The organism is Actinokineospora auranticolor (assembly GCF_002934265.1).
Lineage (GTDB): Bacteria > Actinomycetota > Actinomycetes > Mycobacteriales > Pseudonocardiaceae > Actinokineospora > Actinokineospora auranticolor.
In genome coordinates this window covers 238,717-261,330 of record NZ_PTIX01000005.1, presented here as the reverse complement: position 1 = coordinate 261,330, position 22,614 = coordinate 238,717, and the positions used below count along the sequence as shown (strand labels likewise).

Annotated in this window: 1 protein-coding gene and 3 pseudogenes; all 4 read right to left on the bottom strand. The window is 75.1% G+C overall.

Annotation, left to right across the window (positions count from 1 at the left end; all coding sequences use genetic code 11):
• Positions 1 to 45 precede the first annotated feature (45 nt).
• Positions 46 to 9,483 (bottom strand): annotated as a pseudogene (locus tag CLV40_RS38830) (SDR family NAD(P)-dependent oxidoreductase); the annotation flags it as partial.
• A gap of 130 nt (positions 9,484 to 9,613) precedes the next feature.
• A pseudogene (locus CLV40_RS11975) lies at positions 9,614 to 14,047 on the bottom strand (type I polyketide synthase); the annotation flags it as partial.
• A gap of 23 nt (positions 14,048 to 14,070) precedes the next feature.
• The gene (locus CLV40_RS39420) at positions 14,071 to 19,842 is read right to left on the bottom strand and encodes a type I polyketide synthase (protein ID WP_425428234.1); all 5,772 of its coding nucleotides are present in this window, start codon (positions 19,840 to 19,842) and stop codon (positions 14,071 to 14,073) included.
• Positions 19,843 to 20,007: 165 nt separating this feature from the next.
• Positions 20,008 to 22,587, bottom strand: a pseudogene (locus tag CLV40_RS40750) (type I polyketide synthase); the annotation flags it as partial.
• Positions 22,588 to 22,614 lie beyond the last annotated feature (27 nt).

The window sequence follows — 22,614 nt, the reverse complement described above, 5'->3', positions numbered from 1 at the left end:
GTCCCCAGTCGATCTAGGGGATCACCTGGGTGCGCGCGGCTAGGTTCAGCGACCCAGTTGGCCGTCGATGAAGGCGAACAGGTCGTCGTCGGAGGCGCCGAGGTCCCGCGCGGGCGTCGTGTCGCCCTCGAGGGCCTTCAGCAGGACGCGGAGGCGGTCGGCCAGCGACGCGCGGTCGCCGTCGTCGAGTTCCGCGGCGGCGCGGCGCATCTCGTCCAGGCCAGCGTGCAGGGCCTCCACGTCGGTGACGGGGACGAGCAGGGCGTCGAGGTGCGCGGCGAGCTGTTCGGCCGTGGGGTGGTCGAAGACCAGGGTGGTGGGCAGGGTGAGGCCGGTGGCGCGGGCCAGGCCGTTGCGCAGGTCCACGGCGGTCAGCGAGTCGAAACCCAGGTCGCGCAAGGCCCGCGCGGGGTCGAGTTCGTCGTCCGGCGCGAAGCCCAGGACGGCTTTGGCGCGCGTGCGGACGAGGTCCAGCAGGCGGGCTCGGCGCTCGGCCGCGGCCAGGCCCGTGAGGTCGAGGGCGCCGTCGGGTTCGGGGCGTTCGGCGAGGAACGCGCGGACCTCGGGGATGTCCTCGATGAGCGGGCGGCGGCGGACCGCGGCGTAGGTGGCGGCGAAGCGGCGCCAGTCGACGTCGGCGACGGCCAGGAACGTCTCGTCGGCGTCGAGGGCCGCGCCGAGCACGTCCAGCGCGAGGGCGGGCGGCATGCCGATGACGCCCCGGCGGGCGAGGTCGGTGGCGGCGGCGCCGGTCGCCATGCCCACCTCGGCCCACGCGCCCCAGGCGATGGCGAGGCCGTGCGCGCCCCGGGCCCGGCGGGCGCGGGCGAAGCCGTCGAGGTAGGCGTTCGCGGCGGCGTAGGCGGCCTGGCCCGCGCTGCCCCACACGCCCGCGTTGGAGGAGAACACGACGAACTCGGCCGCGTCGCCGAACACCGCGTCGAGGTTGCCGACCCCGGCGACCTTCGGCGCGCAGACACTGTCCCATTCGGACTGATCGCCGTCCCCGCCGACCACGCCCGCCGCGTGGTAGACGGACCGGACCCGCACGCCCCGGGCCGAAAGATCCGCGCGGAGCCGGGAGACGGCGGCGAGGTCGGCGACGTCGCACCGCTCAGCGGTCACGCCGGGGAGGTCGGGACCGGTGCCCGAGCGGCTGACCACGACGATCTCGCGTGCACCGCGCTCAAGCAGCCAGTGGGCGAGGCGGGTGCCGATGCCGCCGGAACCGCCGGTCACCAGGACCGCGCCCTCGGCGGGCTCGCGGACGACCGGGGCGGGTTCGGGGGTGTCGTCGCGGACCAGCCGCCGGGCGTAGGCGCCGTCGGCGCGGAGCGCGAGCTGGTCCTCCGGGCCTTGACCGCCGACGGCCGCCGCCAACAGCGCACCGTCCACAGTGGAGTCGACGGCGACGAGTCCGCGCCAGGCGGTCGATTCCAGGCCGAGCACGCGGCCGAGTCCCCAGAGCCCGCTCTGCACCGGGTCGTCGATGCCGGTGGTGACGCACCAGAGGGGGACGTCCCCGACGGCTTGGGCGAGTCGGGCGGTGGCGGTCCAGGCGTTGGCGACGCCGGTGGGCGAGACGCCCGGGGTCGCGGCCAGCAGGGAGACGACGGTCGTGACGGGTTCGGCGAGAGGGAGGTCGTCGTGTTCCCCGACGGCGACGACCGTGCCGTGCTCGCGCAGCTTCTCCAGCACGTCCCCAGACCAGGCAGGCGCGCCTTCGGGGACGACAACCAGCCAGTGGGGATCCACCGCGGGCGGGAGGTCCACCGGGGTCCACGACACGCGGTAGCGCCAGTCGCGGGTGGCGCGCGCGGCTCGCTTGGCGCGCCACCACGACGTCAGGCTCGGCAGGACCTCGCCGAGTGCGGGGACGTCGTCGGCACCGAGGATCTTGGCGAGGCCGGACACGTCGGCGTTGTCCACCGCCGCCCAGAACTCCGCGTCGGCGCCGGTGCCCGCCTCGGGGACCTGCTCGGGCCAGTAGTCGCGGCGGTCGAAGGCGTAGGTGGGCAACGGGATCCGGCAGGCGTCGGGGAACACGGGCGTGAAGTCGACCTCCACACCCCGCACCCACGCCTCGGCCAGCGAGGTGAGGAACCGGTGCGTGCCACCGTCGCCGCGCCGCAGTGAACCGACGACCACACCATCCACTTCGGACAGCGTGTCCTCGGTGGCGGCGGTCAGCACCGGGTGCGGGCTCAGCTCGACGAAGGTCCGGTACCCGGCTTCGGCGAGAGCGCGCGCGGAAGGCGCGTAGGAGACCGGTTCGCGCAGGTTCCGGTACCAGTAGGCGGCGTCGAGGTCGGTGCCGGGTAGGAAGCCGCCGACGACCGTGGAGTGGAACGGGACGTCCCCGGCGGCCGGGGCGAGCCCGGTGAGCGCGTCGGCCAAGGCGTCGCGGACGGCCTCGACCTGCGGCGAGTGCGAGGCGTAGTCGACGGGGACGCGCTTGGCGCGGATGTCGCGTTCGGCGCACCACGCCTCGACCTGGTCGAGGTCGGCGTCGGCACCGGAGAGCACGACCGAGGCCGGGCCGTTGATCGCGGCCACCGAGACGTCGCCGAGCACACCGTCGAGCACCTCCGGCGCGGCCTGCACGCTGAGCATGCCGCCGCCGGACAGCCCGGCCAGCAACCGCGACCGCGTGACGACGATCCGCAGGGCGTCGTCGAGGGTGAGGATCCCGGCGACGTGCGCGGCGGCGATCTCGCCCTGCGAGTGCCCGAGCACGGCCGCCGGTTCGACGCCGTGCGCCCGCCACAGCGCGGCCAGGGAGATCATCACCGCGCACAGCGCGGGCTGCACCACGTCGACGCGGTCGAGGGGGCCGTCGGCGAGCACGTCCCGCAGCGACCAGTCGACGAGCCCGTCGAGCACGCCCGCGCACCGGTCCATCGACGCCCCGAACACCGGGGACCCCGCCCACAGCTCGCGCCCCATGCCCAGCCATTGCGAGCCCTGACCGGGGAAGACGAACACGACCCGCCCCGGCCCGGCGGGTGCGACGCGACCGGTGACCAGGTCGTCGCCCGCCAGCGCGGTGGCGAAGTCGCCCGGTGTGGTGCCGATGACGACGGCGCGGTCCTCGAACCGCGACCGCAGACTCAAGGAATAGCCGACATCGCCGGGCGCGCCCGGCACGGCGGCCAGCTTGGCGAGTTGCTTGGCCAATCCACCCTTGCCGCGCCCCGACACCATCCACGGCACCAGCGCGGGCTCCAAGGCGCGCGACTCAGTCGGAGTGTCCGGGGCCTGTTCCAGGATGACGTGCGCGTTGGTGCCGCTGACGCCGAAGGCGGAGACCCCAGCGCGGCGCGGTCGGTCGGTCCCCGGCCACGGCCGGGCGTCGGCGGCGACCTCGACGCGGCCCGTGGTCCAGTCGACCTCGGTCGACGGGTGGTCGGCGTGCAGGGTGCGCGGGATGACCGCGTGCCGCAGGGCCTCGACCACCTTGATGACCCCGGCGGCGCCCGCCGCGGCCTGGGTGTGGCCGAGGTTGGACTTCACCGAACCCAGGTAGAGCGGTTCGGCGCGGTCCTGGCCGTAGGTCGCCAGCAGGGCTTGGGCCTCGATCGGGTCGCCGAGACGGGTGCCGGTGCCGTGTCCCTCGACGAGGTCGACGTCGGCCGGGGCGAGTCCCGCGTCGGCGAGCGCGCGGCGGACCACGCGCTGCTGGGCCGGGCCGCTGGGCGCGGTGAGGCCGTTGGACGCGCCGTCCTGGTTGATCGCGGTCCCGCGCAGCAGGGCCAGCACGGGGTGGCCGGCGCGGCGGGCGTCCTCGAGGCGTTCGAGGACGAGGACGCCGACGCCCTCACCCCACCCGGTGCCGTCCGCGCCCGCGCCGAACGCCTTGCACCGGCCGTCGGCGGACAGGCCGCCCTGCCGCTCGAACTCGGCGAACAGGGTCGGGGTGGCCATCACGGTCACTCCGCCCGCCAGCACCATCCCGGCCTCACCCCGGCGAAGTGCCTGCGCGGCCAGGTGCAGCGCGACCAGCGACGAGGAGCACGCCGTGTCCACCGACACGGCGGGTCCTTCGAGCCCCAGCACGTAGGAGACGCGCCCGGACAGGACGGACGCGGCGTTGCCGGTCGCCAACAGCCCCTCGACGTCCGGGACGCCCTTCAGGCGCTCGCCGTAGTCGTGCAGGCTGGAGCCGAGGAAGACGCCGGTGTCGGTGCCGCGCAGGGAATGCGGGTCGACGCCCGCGCCTTCCAGCGCTTCCCAGGCGCATTCCAGGACCAGCCGCTGCTGGGGGTCCATGGCGAGGGCTTCGCGCGGGGAGATGCCGAAGAAACCCGCGTCGAACCCGGCGATGTCGGCGAGGTAGCCGCCGGGGGCGCCCGTGCGCCAGCCGCGACCGGGCGGGACCGGCCCGAGCACGTCCACTCCCCCGGCGACGACGTCCCACAACGCGGCCGGGGAGTCGATGCCGCCACCGAACCGGCAGGCCATGCCGACGATCGCGAGCGCGTCGCCCGTGGCCGCGGCCCGCCGTTCGGTGGCGCGCGCCGGGGCCGCGCCGAGCAGGGCGCGGCGCAGTTCACCGGCGAGCGCCTTCGGCGTGGGGTGGTCGAACACGGCGGTGGCGGGGAGCCGGACACCGCAGGCGGCGACGAGGCGGTTGCGCAGGTCGACGGCGGTGAGCGAGTCGAAGCCGACCTCCCGGAACGCGCGGTTCGGGTCGAGGCCGCCACCCGCGTGGCCGAGGACGGCGGCGGCCTGCGCGGTGACCAGGTCCAGCACGGCGTGGTCGCGGTCGGCCTCGGGGAGTTCGGCGAGGCGACGGGCGAACGCGGAGCGGTCGACCTGTGCGGCGGCCCGGCGGACCCGGGTCGGGACCCGGCCGCGGAGCACGGGCGGCGGGGCCTGAGTGCGCCACGCGGCGGTGTCGAACCGAGCCGGGGCGAGGACGGGCTCGTCGCTCGCGCAGGCGGCGTCGAACAGGGCCAACGCGTCCGCGGCGGGGATGGGGACCAGGCCCGCGCGGACGGCGCGGTCGCGGGCCCGCTCGTTCAGCCTGCCCGCCATGCCCGCGTCGACGTCCCACAGGCCCCAGGCCAGGGACGTCCCGGGCAGGCCATCGGCTCGACGTTGCCGGGCGAGGGCGTCGAGGAAGGCGTTGGCGGCGGTGTAGACGGCCTGGCCGGCGCCGCCGAGGAGACCGGCGACGGAGGAGAACAGGACGAACCGGTGGACGGGGTGTCGCCGCGCGATCCCGTCCAGCACGAGCGCGGTGTCGACTTTGGCGCGGAAGACGCGGTCGACGGCGTCGGGGGTGATCGAGTCGAGGAGGCCGTCGGCGAGGGCGGCGGCGGTGTGGACGATCCCGGTGAGGCGCCGTTCCCCGATGGCCGCTTCGAGGGCGGCGGGGTCGGTGGCGTCGCAGGCGATCGCGCGGACGCGGTCGGCGAGTTCGGCCGCGCCTGGCGCGTCCGGGCCACGGCGGCTGACCAGCAGCACCTCGACGCCGTGGGTGTCGGCGAGGTGGTTGGCGATGATGCCCGCCAAGCCGTCGGCGCCACCGGTGATCAGGACCGTGTCGTCCGGACCGAACGGCGGGGCGTCGGGCTCAGGTCGGGTCGCGGTCAGCCTCGGTGCCCACGCCCCGCCGCCGCGCACGACGAGTTCGGGTTCGCCGGTCTCGGCGGCGCGCAGGATCTCCGGGCCGGTCGCGTCATCGCCGCGCACGAGCGCGAACCGGTCCGGGTGCTCGGCCCGCAGAGACCGGACCAGTCCGTGGACCACCGCGGCGGCCGGGGTGTCCCCGGTGACGACCACGAGCCGCTGCCCGGCTTCGACAACGACCTTCGCCGCATCCACTGTGGACAAAATAGCGGCCCGGGCGTCGGTGGTGTCGACGCTGAAGAACGCCGTCTCCGCCTCGGGATCGAGAGGGGTCGCGAGGCGGGTGCGGAGGTCGAGAGGATCGTCACCGAGAACGGCGACACGGGCGGGGGTGTTGTCCGCCAGCGGGATGGGGACTTCGTCGACGCGGTAGAGGGCGCGGCTCGCGGCGGGTTTCTCGGCGTTGCGCAGGCGGAGGGAACCGATGTCGAGGACGGGCTGCCCTTCCGCGTCGGCGACGCGCAGGGCGACGGTGTCGGTGTCGCTCACCCGCAACCGGACGCGCAGCGCGGTCGCGCCGGTGGCGAACAGGGTGACGTCGCGCCAGGCGAAAGGCATGCGGCGCGCGGTCGAGGCGTTCTCGGCGAACCCGAGGGCCTGGAGCGCGGCGTCGAGGAGGGCGGGGTGGACGGCGAAGGCGTCGGTATCGGGCAACGCGTCCGGGCCGACCTCGATCTCGGCGTAGACCGTGTCCCCGTCCCGCCAGGCGGCGCGGAGGCCCTGGAAGGGGCCGCCGTAGTCGATGCCCGCTTCGGCGAGGCGGTCGTAGTAGCCGGTGAGGTCGACCGGGGTGGCGGCGGGCGGCCACTGGGTGAGGTCGAAGTCGGGGCGGGGTGGGGTGGCGGCCAGGACCCCGGTCGCGTGGCAGGTCCAGACGTCGTCGCGTTGGGCGTGGACGGCGAGGGCGCGGTCCCCGGCGTCGTCGGGTTCGCCGAGGACGACCCGGATCGCGGTGTCCCGGTCCACGACGACGGGCGCGTTGAGGGTGAGTTCGGTGAGGTGGGTGCGGCCGACGTGGATGCCCGCGTGCAGCGCGAACTCCACGAGTGCGGTGCCGGGGAGGATGGTCGCGCCGCCGACGACGTGGTCGGCCAGCCACGGTGTGGCGCTCGTGGCGAGACGGCCGGTGAACAGGTGCCCTTCGCCGGTCGCGATGACGGCGCCGAGCAGCGGGTGACCGGTGCCGGTCAGACCGGGCAGGGCGGGGGCGGCGCCGGGGAGACCGGGGGTGGCCAGCCAGTAGCGCGCGCGTTGGAAGGCGTAGGTGGGCAGGTCCACGTGCCGCTGGAGCGCAGATCCGAGGGCGGGCCGCCAGTCGACGTCCACGCCCCGTACCGCGACCTCGGCGAGGGAGGTGTGGAACCTCGTCAACCCGCCTTCCCCGCGCCGCAACGACCCGACGGCCACACCGGGGTGGTCGCGCGCGTCGAGGGTCTGCTGCACCGCGAGGGTGAGCACCGGCTGCGGGCTCATCTCGACGAACACGTCGTGCCCGGCCACCGCCAGGGCGGTGACCACGGGTTCGAAGCGGACGGGTTCCCGCAGGTTCCGGTACCAGTACTCGGCGTCCAGCTCGGTCCCGTCCACGACCGTGCCGGTGACCGTGGAGTGGAAAGGGATCTCGGCGGTACCCGGCGTGATCCCCGCCAACGCGACGGGGAGTCGTTCCCGCAGCGGTTCGACGCTCGGCGAGTGGGAGGCGTAGTCCACGGGGATTCGCCGCACCCGGACTTCCCGCGCTGTCCACGCCTCGACCAGCTCATCCAGCGCGGCCGATTCCCCCGCGATCACAACGGATCCGGTGCCGTTGTAGGCCGCGATCGACACCCGGCCCTCATAGTCGCGCAGCGCGGTCTCGACATCGGCGGCGGGCAACGCCACCGACACCATCCCACCCGGTCCGGCGAACTCGGCGATCTGCCTGCTGCGCACCACAACCGCGCGGGCCGCGTCCGCCAGGCTCAGCACACCGGCGACGTGCGCGGCGGCGAACTCGCCCTGGCTGTGCCCCACCACGGCGGCGGGCTCGACCCCGTACGACCGCCACAGCGCCGCCAACCCGACCATCACCGCGAAGAGCACGGGCTGCACGACGTCGACGCGCTCCAGCCCGGGCGCCCCGTCCACCTCCCGCAGCACCCCCGTCAACGACCAGTCGACGTGCGGCTCGAACTCCCGCTCGCACTCCGCCAACGCCTCGGCGAACACCGGCGCGGTGTCGAGCAGTTCCCGGGCCATCCCGGCCCACTGGGCGCCCTGGCCGGGGAAGACGAACACGACCTTGCCGCCCAGGTCCGCGACCCCGGACACCACCGACGTGGGATCCTGGTCGGCGAGCGCCCGGCGGAACGCGGCGGGGTCGTCGGCGACGATGACGGTCCGGTGCGGCAGCGGGGAGCGGGTGGCGGCGAGCGCGTGCCCGATCTCCTCGATCCCCAGGTCCGGGCGCGCGTCGAGGAGCGCGGCCAGGTTGTCCGCTTGGCCGCGCAGTCCGTCCGCGTCCGCCGCGGCCAGCACCCACGGCACCGCCGAGCGGCGCTCGCCCCCGGGTTCCGCCGCCGGTTCGGGGACGTGTTCCAGGATGACGTGCGCGTTGGTCCCGCTGCCGCCGAAGGAGGACACGGCCGCGCGGCGGGGTTCGCCGGTGTCGGGCCAGGGGCGGGCCGCGGTGAGCAGGCGGAGACGGCCCCCGGTCCAGTCCACGTGGGGGGAGGGCTCGTCGGCGTGCAGGGTCGCGGGCAGCACGCCCTTGCGCAGCGCCGTCACCATCTTGATGACGCCCGCGATGCCGGAGGCGGCCTGGGTGTGGCCGATGTTGGACTTGACCGACCCCAGGTACACCGGCTCCACGTCGGCGGGCCTGCCCCCGTAGGTGGCCAGCAGCGCTTGCGCCTCGATCGGGTCGCCCAGGGTGGTTCCGGTGCCGTGCGCCTCCACCGCGTCCACCTGGCCGACCGACAACCCGGCCGCCGCCAGGGCCTGGCGGATGACCCGCCGCTGCGCGGGGCCGCTCGGCGCGGTCAGCCCGTTGGACGCGCCGTCCTGGTTGATCGCCGACCCCCGGACGACGGCGAGCACCGGGTGCCCCTGCCTGCGCGCCTCGGACAGTCGCTCCACGACGACGACCCCGGCGCCCTCCGCCCAGCCGGTGCCGTCGGCGCCCGCGCCGAACGCGCGGCAGCGGCCGTCGGCGGACAGCCCGCCCTGCCTGCTGAACTCGACGAACGCGCCGACGGTCGGCATGATCGTGACCCCGCCCGCGAGCGCGAGGTCGCAGTCCCCGGCCAGCAGGGCGCGGCAGGCCAGGTGCAGGGCCACCAGCGAGGTGGAGCACTGGGTGTCGATCGAGATCGCGGGGCCCTCGAGACCGAGGGTGTAGGCGACCCGGCCGGACATCATGCCCATGCCGGTGCCGGTGAGCGCGTAGCCCTCCAGTTCCCGGGTCAGGTCCGGGGAGCCGAGCCCGTAGAGCGAGGCGGGCGCGCCGGTGAACACGCCGGTCCGGCTGCCGCGCAGGGTGTGCGGCGCGATCCCGGCCCGCTCGAACGCCTCCCACGCGATCTCCAGCAGCACCCGCTGCTGCGGGTCCATGGCCAGCGCCTCGCGCGGGGAGATGCCGAAGAACCCGGCGTCGAAGTCGGCGACGTCGCGCAGGAACCCGCCCGCCCGCGCGTAGAAGGTGCCCTCGTGCTCCGGGTCCGGGTGGAACAGCGCGTCGAGGTCCCAGCCGCGGTCGGTGGGGAACGGGCCCATGGCGTCCACCCCGGACGCCACCAGCTCCCACAGGGCGTCGGGCGAGTCGACGCCGCCGGGGTAGCGGCAGGCCATCCCGACGACCGCGATGGGCTCGGCGCCGCGTTCCTCGGACTCCCGGAGCCTGCGCCGGGTGTCCCGGAGTTCGCCGGTGACCCACTTCAGGCTCGCCAGGAGTTCGTTGTCGTCAGCCACTTCGCGTCCCGCCCCCACACGTCTTGAGGTGTCAGCTTCGGCCGAACTCGCTGCGCAGCAACGCGAGCAGGTCGTCGGCGTCGGCGGTGTCCAGGTCCCCGGCCGGGTTATCGTCGTCGGCCGGGTGGCCGGTGAGGCGGTCGGCCATGGCGCGCAGGCGGCCCGCGATGGGGGCGAGCGCGGTGCGGTGGGCCGGGTCGGCCGCCAGGTCGGCCAGGGTGCTCTCCAGGGTGTCCAGGTCGGTGTGCGCGGTGTCCGGGGTGGCGGCGGGGAACAGCAGCTGGTGCAGGTGCGCCGCGAGCCCGGTCGCCGTCGGGTGGTCGAACACGGTGGTGGCGGCCAGGGCGAGGCCGGTCGCGCGGCCCAGCCGGTTGCGCAGGTCCACCGCGGTCACCGAGTCGAAGCCCAGGTCCCGGAACGCCTTGTCCGCGGGCGGTGCCTCGTCCTTCCGGTACCGTAGGACCGCTGCGGCTTGGGTTGTCACCAGTCGAAGTAGGTGTTCCCCCCGTTCCGCGCGGGTTAGGCTCGCCAGTTCCCCGGCCAGGCCGGTGCTTTCCGGTGCGTGGGCGGTCGTGTCGACGAGGTCGTCGAGCAGGCGGCGCGGCCGGGCGGCGGTGTAGGCGGCGGCGAAGGTCTCCCAGTCCACATCGGCCACGGCGACGGTGTTCTCCCCGGCCGCCAGCGCCCGCCCCAGGACGCGCAGGGCCCGTTCGGGGGCCATGCCGCGCACGCCGATCCGGGCCAGGTCGTCGCCCGCCGCCATCCCGACCTCGGCCCACGCGCCCCAGGCGACCGACAGCACCGGGCGGCCACGGGCGGCGGCGAACCCGTCGAGGTAGGCGTTCGCGGCGGCGTAGGCGGCCTGTCCCGCGCTGCCCCAGACACCCGCGTTGGAGGAGAACAGGACGAACTCGTCGAGGTCGTCGAACGCGTCGTCGAGGTTGTGGGCGCCCGCGACCTTGGCCGCGCAGATCCGGGACCAGGTCTCGGGTTCGGCGTCGGCGAGCGGTTCCCGGTCGACCACGCCTGCGGCGTGGAACACCGAGCGCACGGTGGTCCCGAGCGCGTCGCGCAGACGGGCGACGGCGGCCGGGTCGGTGACGTCGCAGTCCACGACCTCGATCCGCGCGTCGAGTTCGGCGGCCAGCGCCTTGGCGGGCTCGGACGCGGTGGCGTGCCTGCCGACCAGCGCGATGTCGGTGTCGCCGCGCGCCACGAGCCAGCGGGCCAGTCGCAGCCCCACTCCCCCGGTGCCGCCGGTCACCAGCACGGTGCCGTCGCGCCGCTCGACGGGAGCCGTCGCGGTCGGTTCCGGCGACCGCGTGAGGCGGCGCGCCAGGACTCGTCCACCGCGCACCGCGAGTTCGTCCTCGGCGCCCGCCTCCCGCAGCGCCCAGCCGAGCCGGTCGGCGGACCGGGCGTCCAAGTCGACCGGGAGGTCGATCAGGCCGCCCCACTCGCGCGGGTGTTCCAGCCCGGCGACCCGCGCGAGTGCCCAGAGTCCGGTGTGGACGGGGTCGACCGTGTCGTCCGGTGCGACGGCGGCGGATCCTCGGGTGACGCACCACAGCGGCGCTTCGACGCCGCGTTCGCGCAAGGCCCGCACGAGCGTGGCCGTCGCCGCCCAAGCGCTCGGCACACCGGGTGCGGCCCAGCCGTGGGTCTCGCCGAGCAGCGAGACCACGGCGTCGGCCGGGGTCGTCGGCAGCGCGTCTCGGACGAGCGTGACGTCGCCGTCGGCGCGCAGGGCCGCCAGCACGGACTCGCCCCAGGCGTCGAGGTCGCCGTCGGGGACCACGACCCACCGGTGGGCCGGGGTCTTGGGTGCCGGTTCCGCCTCGACGGGTTTCCAGGTGACCCGGTAGCGCCAGTCGTCGGTGGCCTCCGCGACCGCCTTCACCGGGACGGCCCAGTAGTCGCGGTGGTCGAAGGCGTAGGTGGGCAACGGGACGCGCCTGCCCTCGGGGAAGGCGGCGGTCCACCGCACGTCGACGCCACGCACCCACAGTTCGGCGGCGGACCGCAGGAACCGCTCGAGACCGCCTTCGTCGCGGCGCAGCGTGCCCGCGACCACGACCGGGAGGTCCGAGATCGCCGGGACGAGCACCGGGTGCGGGCTGAGCTCGACGAAGCTCCCGAGCCCCTGGTCGACCAGGTCGTCGACGGCGTCGCGGAAACCGACGGGTTCGCGCAGGTTGCGGTACCAGTAGTCGGCGTCCAACTCCGGCCCGGCAGGCACCGTGCCGGTGACGGTGGACCGGAAGGTGACGGCGCCCGGACGCGGGTTCAGCTCGCGCAGCGCCGCGAGCAGGTCGTCCCGGATCGCTTCGACGTGCGGCGAGTGGGAGGCGTAGTCGACCGGGACCCGGCGGGCGCGGACGCCGTTGTCCTCGCACCACCGCTCGACCGCGGTCAGCGCGGCGGGGTCGCCGGAGAGGACCGTGGACGCCGGGCCGTTGACCGCCGCGACGGAGACGTCCGCCAAGACCGGGGCCAGCGTGTCGACGTCGGTGTGGACGGACAGCATCCCGCCGGTCCCGGCGAGGCGCGTGAGCAGCCGGGACCGGGTGACGACCACCCGCAGCGCGTCCTCGAGGGTCAGGATCCCGGCGACGTGCGCGGCGGCGACCTCACCCTGGGAGTGGCCGACGACGACGTCCGGGCGCACACCGTAGGCGGCCCAGAGTTCGGCGAGGGAGATCATGACGGCGCAGAGCGCGGGCTGCACGACGTCGACCCGGTCGAGCGCGTCGCGGTCCAGCACGTCGTGCAGGGACCAGTCGACGAGGCCGTCGAGCACCTCGGCGCAGCGGTCGAGGGCGGCGGCGAAGACCGGCGACTCGGCGCGCAGCTGCCTGCCCATGCCGAGCCACTGCGAACCCTGGCCGGGGAAGACGAAGACCACCCCGGCCGGGTCCTGCGCGGTGCCGGTGACGGCGTCGTCCAACGCGGCCACCGGGTCGCGTCCGATGATGACGGCCCGGTCGGGCAGGGCGGCTCGGGTGTTGGCCAGGGACCAGCCGACGTCGACCGGCGAGGCGCCGTCGACCGCCGCCGCGAGCCGCCGCGCCTGCCGCTCGATCCCGGCCGCTCCCCGCGCCGAGAGCACCCAGGGCAGCATTGAGTCCTGTGTGGACTTCCCCGGCGCCGGTTCGGCGGGGACTTCTTCGAGGATCACGTGCGCGTTGGTGCCGCTGACCCCGAACGAGGAGACCCCGGCCCGCCGGGGTCGGTCGAGGTCGGGCCACGGGCGAGCGGCGGTCAGCAGGGCGACCTCGCCGCCGCTCCAGTCCACGTGCGGGGTCGGTTCGTCGACGTGCAGGGTGCGGGGCAGGGTGCCGTGCCGCATCGCGCCGATGACCTTGAGCACCCCGGCGACCCCGGCGGCGGCCTGGGTGTGCCCGAGGTTGGACTTGACCGAGCCCAGGTAGAGCGGTTCGGCGCGGTCCTGGCCGTAGGTCGACAACAGCGCTTGGGCCTCGATCGGGTCACCGAGGGCGGTGCCGGTGCCGTGCGCCTCCACCAGGTCCACATCGGACGGTGTGAGGCCCGCGTCGGCCAAGGCCAGTTCGATCACCCGGCGCTGCGCGGGCCCGTTCGGCGCGGTGAGGCCGTTCGAGGCGCCGTCCTGGTTCACCGCCGTGCCACGGACCACGGCCAGGATCTCCCGGCCCGCGCGGCGGGCGTCCGAAAGGCGTTCCAGCACCAGGACGCCGACACCCTCGCCCCACCCGGTGCCGTCGGCGCCCGCGGCGAACGCCTTGCAGCGCCCGTCGTCGGCGAGCGCGCCCTGGCGGCCGAACTCGGCGAACATGTCGACGGTCGCCATGATCGTGGCGCCGCCGACCAGGGCCAACGCGCACTCGCCCCGGCGCAAGGCCTTGACCGCGAGGTGCAGGGCGACCAGGGACGAGGAGCACGCGGTGTCGACCGTGGCCGCCGCCCCCTCCAGCCCCAGCGCGTAGGCGATCCGGCCGGACAGCACCGCGGCGGCGTTCCCGGTGGCGAGCAGGCCGTTCAGCTCGGGCACGCCCCGCACCCGCTGGGCGTAGTCGTGCAGGCTCGACCCGAAGTAGACGGCGGTCGCGGATCCCTTGAGCGACAACGGGTCGATGCCCGCCCGCTCCAGCCCCTCCCACGAGCACTCCAGCGCGAGCCGCTGCTGCGGGTCCATGGCCAGCGCCTCGCGCGGGGAGATCCCGAAGAACTCGGCGTCGAACCCGGCGGCCCGGTCGAGGTAGGCCCCCGGCCACGCGTCCCCGACGGCCCACCCCCGGTCGCCCGGCGGCGCCCCGACGGCGTCCACCTCCCGGTCGACGAGGTCCCACAACGCGTCGGGCGAGTCCACCCCGCCGCCGAAGCGGCAGCCTGCGCCGACGACGGCGATGGGCTCGCCCGCCCTGCCGTCGTGCTCGCGCCGCAGCCGCTCGTTCTCCCGCAGCGCCGCGCGCAGCGCCTCGACGAGCTTCGCCGATCCGTCCGACACGGTCACCGCTGGTCCCCTAACGCGAGTCGGATCAGTTCTTCCGCGTTCATCGCCGCGAACTCGTCGTCCAGCGACCCGGGGCCGGTCTCGGGGACGGGCTCGCCGAAGGAGACCCGCACCTCGCCGCCGGTGGCCGGGAAGCGGCGGTTCAGCTCGTCGGCCAGCGCGACCGGGGTCGGGTAGTCGAACACCAGGGTCGCGGGCAGGTCGAGGCCGGTGGCCTCGGTGAGGCGGTTGCGCAGCTCCACCGCTGTCAGGGAGTCGAAGCCGAGGTCGGTGAACCGCTGCCGCGGGATGACCACGTTGGCCGACCCGTGGCCGAGCACGGAGGCCGCGGCGGCGCGGACCCGGTGCAGCAGCAGCCGTTCGCGGTCGGCGGGCCGCAGGTCGACGAGTTCGGGCTCGGCCTGCTCGGGGTCGGGTTCGGCGCGGGTGACCAGCCGGTCGAACAGGGCGCTCGGCCGGGTCTCGGTGTGCCAGGTGGCGAACCGGGACCAGTCGAGGTCGACCACGGTCAGCGCGTGTTCGTCGCCGTCGAGCACTTGGCCGAGCACGTCGAGGGCCTGGTCCGGGCGTAGGGCGGTCATGCCGGCGCGGGCCATCCGCCGGGTGACCGCGGCGTCGGCGGCCATCCCGCCGTCGGGCCAGGGTCCCCAGCCGACCATGGCGGCGGGCAGGCCGCGCGCGCGGCGGTGCTCGGCGAGCCCGTCGAGGTAGGCGTTCGCGGCGGCGTAGTTGGCCTGCCCGGCGTTGCCCCAGACGGCGGCGACCGAGGAGAACAGGACGAACCGGTCGAGGTTCGAGGTGAGCCGGTGCAGGTTCCACGCCCCGACGGCCTTCGGCGCCAGCACCGCGTCGAGCTGATCCGGTGACATGGTCGCGAGCACGCCGTCGTCGAGCACGCCCGCCGCGTGGATGACCGCCGACAGGTCGGGGACGGCGTCGAGCACCTCCCGCAGCCGGTCCGCGTCGGCGACGTCGCAGGCCTCGACGGTGATCTTCGCGCGGTCCCGCAGCGGCGCCACCCACTCGGGCTCGCGACCGGTGCGGCCGAGGAGCAGCACGTGCTCGGCGCCCCGGTCGACCAGCCACCGCGCGACGTGCGCTCCCAGGGCACCCGTGCCGCCCGAGACCAGGACGGTTCCTCTCGGCGTCCACGGTGACCCCGTGCGGGGCGCGGGGGCCGGGAGGATGCGTCGGGTGTAGGTGCTGTGGGCTCGTAGCGCGGTCTGGTCTTCCGCATCGGGTGCGGAGAGGGTGTCGCAGAGGCGGTCGAGGTGGTGGTCGGCGGGGGCGGCGGGTAGGTCGACCAGGCCGCCCCAGTGGTGCGGGTACTCCAGCGCGGCGGTGCGTCCGAAGCCCCACAGGGGAACGCGGGCCGGATCGCTGGTGGTCGGTCCGGCCGCGTCACGGGTGACGCACCAGAGGCGGGTCGTGAGTCCCGCGTCGCCGATGGCTTGCAGGAGTGTCATCGTGGCGGTCAGGACCGCCAGGTCCGGGGCCGCGTCCGGGGAGTCGGCCAAGGCGAGCAGGGACAGCACACCCGCGAAGTCCCCGTCGAGGTCGCGCAACTCCGTCGCCAGTCCCGCGCGGTCACGGGCATCGAGCGTTGTGACGGCGAAGCCGCGAGCGGCCAGGGTTCGGAGTACGCGACCGGTCAGGGCAGTGGGCGCGGCGGGGAGGACGACCAGCCAGTCACCGGGGGATGTGCTCGGTGCGGCGGGGGTGGTGGGCAGCCACTCGGCGCGGTACCGGAGGTTGTCGAGGGGCGAGGTCGCCCGGTTGTCGTGCCAGCCGGCCAGGGCCTTGAGGATTTCGGGGAGGGTGGCCGTTTCGGCGACGCCGAGTTCGGCGGCGAGGTGCCGGGGGTCCTGTCGGTTGACGACGTCCCAGAACGGGGAGTCCGACGCGGTCGGGGTGGTCGGGTTCAGCCAGAAGCGCTGGTGCCGGAACGGGTAGGTGGGCAGGTCCGCGTGGCGGGTGGTGGCCGGGAAGAGCGCGGACCAGTCGACGGTGCCGCCCGCCGTCCAGTGGTGGGCGAGACCGGCGAGCACGGCGTGGTCCTCGGGCACCGCGGGGTCGGCCAGGGCGGCCAGCGTGAGGTCGGGGGCGAGTTCGCGGATCGCGGGCGAGAGGGCGGGGCGGGGGCTGATCTCGATCACGGTGTCGGCGACGCCGGTGCGCGCGGCGGTGGCGACGCCCTCGGCGAAGCGGACGGTGTCGCGGATGTGGGTGACCCAGTAGCCGGGGTTGGTGAGTTCGTCGGTGGCGAACTTGCCGGTCACGTTGGAGATCACCGGGATGGCGGGCGCGTGGTAGGTGAGCCCCTCGGCCACGCGGCGGAAGTCGTCGAGGATCGGGTCCATCAGCGCGGAGTGGAAGGCGTGGCTGACCGCGAGGCGCTTGGTCCGGCGATCGGGGAAGTGTCCGATGAGGACGGAGACCGCCGACTCGGCGCCGGACACGACGACGGAGTGCGGGCCGTTGACCGCGGCGATGGCGACCCCGGCGGGCAGCAGCGGCGCGACCTCCTCCTCGGTGGCGGTCAAGGACACCATCGCCCCACCCGGCGGCAGCGAGGCCATCAACCGCCCCCTGGCCGCGACCAAGGCGCACGCGTCGTCGAGCGACCAGAGCCCGGCGACGTGGGCGGCGGCCAGTTCGCCGATGGAATGGCCCAGGACGGCGGCGGGCCGCACTCCCCAGGACTCGATCAGGCGGTAGAGGGCGACCTGGTAGGCGAAGAGCGCGGGCTGCGTGTACTCGGTGTCGTCGAGGTTCTCGCCGGTGGCCGCGGCGTGCGCGACGGGCAGGTCGAACCGGGCGCACACCTCGTCGAAGACCTCGGCGAACACGGGGAACCGGGCGCGCAGTTCCCGCCCCATGCCCGCCCGCTGCGAGCCCTGACCGGAGAACACGATCGCGGGCCGCCCCGCGCTGTCCGCGTAGCCCCGGACGACGGTCGTACCGAGCAGGACGGCGCGGTGGTCGAACGTCGAGCGACCGGTGGCCAGCGACCACCCGACCTCGGTGGCGGACCCGGGAACCCTGGCCATCCGGCCGATCGAGGCGTCCAGCGCCTCCCCGGTCTTGGCGGACAGCACCCAAGGCGCGACCCCGGCTCCCGCTTCGGCGGGCCCCTCGACCGGCGGGCCCTGCTCGAGGATCACGTGGGCGTTGGTGCCGCTGAGCCCGAACGCGGACACCCCGGCGCGGCGCGGCCGGTCCACGTCCCAGGCGCGCGCGGAGGTCAGCAGCTCGACCGCGCCCGCGTCCCAGTCCACATGCGACGATCGGGTGCCTGCGTGCAGGGTCGCGGGCAGGACGCCGTGCCGCATGGCCTCGACCATCTTGATCACGCCGATCACGCCCGCCGCGGCCTGGGTGTGGCCGAGGTTCGACTTCAGCGATCCCAGCCACAGCGGCTGTCCCGCCCGGTCCTGGCCGTAGGTGGCGAGCAGCGCACCGGCCTCGATCGGGTCGCCGAGGCGGGTGCCGGTGCCGTGCGCCTCGACGGCGTCGACGTCGGCGGCCCGGAGTCCGGCGTCGGCCAGCGCGCGGCGGATCACCCGCTGCTGCGCGGGGCCGTTCGGCGCGGTCAGGCCGTTGGAGGCGCCGTCAGAGTTGACCGCGGTTCCGCGCACCAGCGCCAGCACCGGGTGCCCCAGCCGCCGCGCGTCCGAGAGTCGTTCCACGGCGACGAAACCGACGCCTTCGGACCAGCCGGTGCCGTCGGCGTCGTCGGAGAACGCCTTGCACCGCCCGTCCGGTGCCAGCCCGCCCTGGCGTTCGAACTCGCCGAACGCGCCGGGGGTCGTCATGACCGTCACACCACCGGCGAGCGCCAGCGCGCACTCCCCCCGGCGCAGCGCCCGCACCGCCTGGTGCAGCGCGACCAGCGACGAGGAGCACGCCGTGTCCAGCGACACCGCGGGTCCCTCCAGCCCGAGCGCGTAGGCGATCCGCCCGGACGCGATGCCCTGGGCGGAGCCGGTGAGCAGGTAGCCCTCGGTCTCGGGGGTCGGTTCGTGCAGGCGCGGGCCGTAGTCCTGGTGGCTGAGCCCGAGGAACACCCCGGTCTCGGTGCCGCGCAACGAGGTCGGGTCGATCCCGGCGCGCTCCAGCGCCTCCCAGGCGCACTCCAGGGCCAGCCGCTGCTGCGGGTCCATGGCCAGCGCCTCGCGGGGCGAGATGCCGAAGAACGCGGCGTCGAACCCGGCGGCGTCGTCGAGGAACCCGCCGAGACCGGTCAGCGCGGGGTCCCAGCCGCGGTCGACGGGGAACGGCCCGAGCACCGAGCCGCCGTCGGCGACCAGCTCCCACAGCTGCCCGGGGCCGGTGATGCCACCCGGCAGCCTGCACGCCATCCCGACGACCGCGATCGGTTCGTCCGCGACGGCGGTCTCGATCACCTCCACGACCTGGTCGGCCAGGAGGTGGTCGACCAGCCTGCGCGGGGTCGGGTAGTCGTAGACGGCGGTGCTGGTGATCGGCAGGCCCGAGGCGGCGCGGAAGCGGTCGCGGAACTCGACGGCGGTCAGCGAGTCGAACCCGAGGTCGCGGAACGGCCGGTCCATCTCGACGGCGGTCGCGTCCGGGTAGCCGAGCACGGCGGCGACCTGGGCGCGCACGAGCGCGGCCACCGCGTCGGGGGTCAACTCGACCGTGCCGGTGGTCTCGGGTTCGGGGAGCAGCGGGGCGAACAGGCGGGCGAGGCCCACGACATCGAACACGCCCGCGAGCCGGGGCCAGTCGACGTCGGCGACGACGCTGTGCCGGAGCCCGTGGTCGACCGCGCGGCCGAGGGCGGCGATGGCGGTGTCGGGGTCCATCAGCCGCAGGCCCCGGTCGGTCAGCAGGCGGGCGATGCCGTCGGCGGCGGCCATCCCGCCACCAGCCCACGGTCCCCAGGCGACGGAGGTGCCGGTCAGGCCGAGGTCGCGGCGGTGCGCGATGAGGCCGTCGAGGTAGGCGTTGGCGGCGGCGTAGGCGGCCTGGCCCGCGGCTCCCCAGACGGCGGAGACGGAGGAGAAGACGACGAACAGCTCCACGTCGCCGACGGCCTCGTGCAGGTTCCGCGCGCCGTCGACCTTGGCGCGGGTCCCGTGTTCGAAGGTGTCGCGGTCGAGGTCGGCGAGCGGGACGTCCGCCACCACACCGGCGGTGTGCACGACTCCGCGCACCTCGGGGAGTCCGGCGACGAGCGCGCGCACGGCCGCCGCGTCGGCGACGTCGCAGGCGACGACGTCGATGGTCACGCCGGGCAGGTCGGCGCGCAGGGCAGCGGCCGTGTCCCGGCCGGAGCGGGTGACCAGGACCAGCCGCGTGACGCCGCGCCCGGCCAGCCAGCGCGCGACCCGGGTGCCGAGCGCGCCGGTGCCGCCGGTCACGATGACCGTGCCGCCCGCGAGGCGCGGCGGCCGGGCGGCGCCTTCCACCCGCTGGACGCCGAGCCTGCGGGCGAGCACGCCGTCCGCCCGCACGGCGAACTCGGTGTCGTCGAGGCCCGCGGCGAGGACGTCGGCCACCGCGCGCCACCGGTCTCCGTCGATGTCGAGGACACCGCCCCAGTGGGCGCGGTGTTCGAGGCCGATCACCCGGCCGAGGCCCCAGAGGGCGGAGCCGGTCGGGGACGAGCCGGTGGTGGCCAGCCAGAGGGTGGAGCCCGCCTCGATCACGGACCGCGCGAGGGTGACCGCCGACCAGAGCGCGTCGGCCGGGTCGGCCGTGCCGTCGAGCAGCGCCACCACGCCCGTGGGCGCGTCTCCCGGCATGAGGCCATCGCGAACGACGACGTCGGCGCCGCGCGCGGTCAACGCCTCGACGCACGTCGTGGGGTCGATGCCGTCGCCTGCCACCACGATCCAGGTGCCCGTCAGGGAGCCGTCTGCGGGAACCTCAAGGGGTTCCCAGGTCACGTCGTAGCGCCAGTCGTCGCCGGTGTCGACCGGGGGCGCGGGCCAGAAGCGGGTGCGCTGGAACGGGTAGGTGGGCAGGTCGATCGCGCGCGGCGCGGCGCCGTCGAAGGTCCGCGACCAGTCGACCTCGACGCCGCGGGTCCACAGCGCGCCGACGCCCGCGAGGACCGCGCGGTCCTCGCTGATCCCCCGACGCGCCAGCGGAACCACGGCGGGCTCCTGGATGACCGGGGCGAGGACCGCCTTCGGCCCGATCTCCACGACGGCGTCCGCGTCGAGTGCCGCGACGCAGTCGGCGAAGCGGACGGTGGCCCGCACGTGCCGCACCCAGTACTCGGGGTCCGTCAGCTCGGTGGAGACGAGCCCACCGGTCACATTGGACAGTACCGGCACGGTCGGTTCGTGGTAGGTCAACCCTTCGGCGACTTCGCGGAACCGCGCCAGCATCGGGTCCATGAGCGGCGAGTGGAAGGCGTGGCTGACCGGCAGCCGCTTGGCGCGGCGGTCGGCGAAGTTCGCGACCACGTCCGCGACCTCGTCCTCGTCCCCGGAGACCACCAGCGCGCGGGGACCGTTCACCGCCGCCAGCGACACCCCGGCGGTCAGGTGCGGGAGCACCTCCTCCTCGGTGGCCTCCAACGCCACCATCACTCCCCCGGCCGGGAGTTCCCCCATCAACCGCCCGCGCGCCGCGACCAGCGCGACCGCGTCGTCCAGGGACCACACCCCGGCCAGGTGGGCCGCCACGACCTCGCCGATCGAGTGCCCGAGCAGCACCCGGGCCCGCACTCCCCACGACTCCAGCAGCCGGTAGAGCGCGACCTCGTACGCGAACAGCGCGGCCTGCGTGTACCCCGTGCCGTCCAGTCCCTGCCCGGAGATCATCGCCTCCGCGACCGGGATCCCGAACTTCCCGCACACCTCATCGAGAACCGCGGCGAACACGGGGAACCGCGACCGCAACTCCTGGCCCATCCCGGTCCGCTGCGAGCCCTGACCCGCGAAGACGACCGCCAGCCGTCCCCCACCCGTGGCTTTACCCCGGACCGCAAGCTCACTCAGTCCCGCGACCAGTTCGTCCCGCGAGTCCCCCACTACGACAGCACGTTCCGCCAGCGCGCCCCGCGTGGTGGCCAACGACCACCCCACGTCCCCCGCTGAGCCGGGCCATGCGGCCAGCCGGTCGGCATGGGCGCGCAACGCGTCGGCATCCTTCGCCGACAAGACCCAAGGAACAACAACGTCTCCCACACTGTCCACAGTGTTCGGATCGGGGCCTTGTTCGAGGATCACGTGCGCGTTGGTGCCACTGATCCCGAACGACGACACCCCGGCCCGGCGCGGCCGGTCGACCTCCCACGGCCGCGACTCGGTCAGCACCCGAACGGCCCCGGACTCCCACGCCACGCGCGTCGACGGGGCGACCACGTGCAAGGTCCGGGGCAGCACCCCGTGCCGCATGGCCTCGACCACCTTGATCACGCCCGCGACCCCGGCCGCCGCCTGGGTGTGGCCGATGTTCGACTTCACCGACCCCAGCCACAGCGGTTCCGCGCGCCCCTGCCCGTAGGTGGCCAGCAGCGCCCCGGCCTCGATCGGGTCGCCCAGCCGCGTACCCGTCCCGTGCGCCTCCACAGCGTCCACATCGGACGCCTGGAGTCCCGCGTCGGCCAGTGCCCGGGTGATGACCCGTTGCTGCGCGGGCCCGTTGGGGGCGGTCAGCCCGCTGCTCGCCCCGTCGGAGTTCACGGCCGACCCGCGCACGACGGCCAGCACCCGGTGCCCGAGCCGTTCGGCGTCGGCGAGCCGTTCCAGCACGAGCACGCCCGCGCCCTCGCCCCACCCGGTGCCGTCCGCGTCGTCGGAGAACGCCTTGCACCGGCCGTCGGCCGCCAGCGCGCCCTGGTGGGCGAACTCGGCGAAGACCCCGGTGGTCGCCATGATCGTGACGCCGCCCGCCAGGGCCAGCGAGCACTCGCCCGAGCGCAGCGCCCGCGCGGCGAGGTGCAGTGCCACCAGCGACGACGAGCACGCGGTGTCGACCGTCACCGACGGTCCCTCAAGGCCGAGGAAGTACGACACGCGGCCCGACAGCACGCTCGCCGCGTTGCCGGTGGCGACGTGCCCCACGACGTCGTCCGCCGCGGCGGAGGCGGTCAGGTGCGCGGGGTAGTCCTGCCCGTTGGTGCCGAGGAACACGCCCGTGTCGCTGCCGCGCAACCGGTCCGGGTCGACCCCGGCACCCTCCAGGGCTTCCCAGGCGACCTCCAGCGCGACCCGCTGCTGCGGGTCCATGGCCAGGGCCTCCCGGGGCGAGATGCCGAAGAACCCGGCGTCGAAGTCGGTCGCGTCCGTCAGGAACCCGCCGAGCACCCCCGACAGGCCCGCCGTGTCCCACCCCCGGTCGGCGGGGAACCCGGTCAGCGCGTCCGTCCCGCCCGCCACCAGCTCCCACAGCCGGGCCGGGCTGTCGGCGCCGGGGAAGCGGCAGGACATGCCGACGACGGCGACCGGCTCGGGTCGCCGCTCGGTCAGCTCCTTGATCCGCGTGCGGGCCCTGTGCAGGTCGGCCGTGACGCGCTTGAGGTAGTCGCGCAGCTTGTCCTCAGACACTGGTGTCCTTCCCGC

Coding starts and splice junctions, on each gene's coding strand:
- CLV40_RS39420 (WP_425428234.1), bottom strand. CDS start 19,842: ATGCCGGGAGACGCGCCCACGGGCGTGGTGGCGCTGCTCGACGGCACG.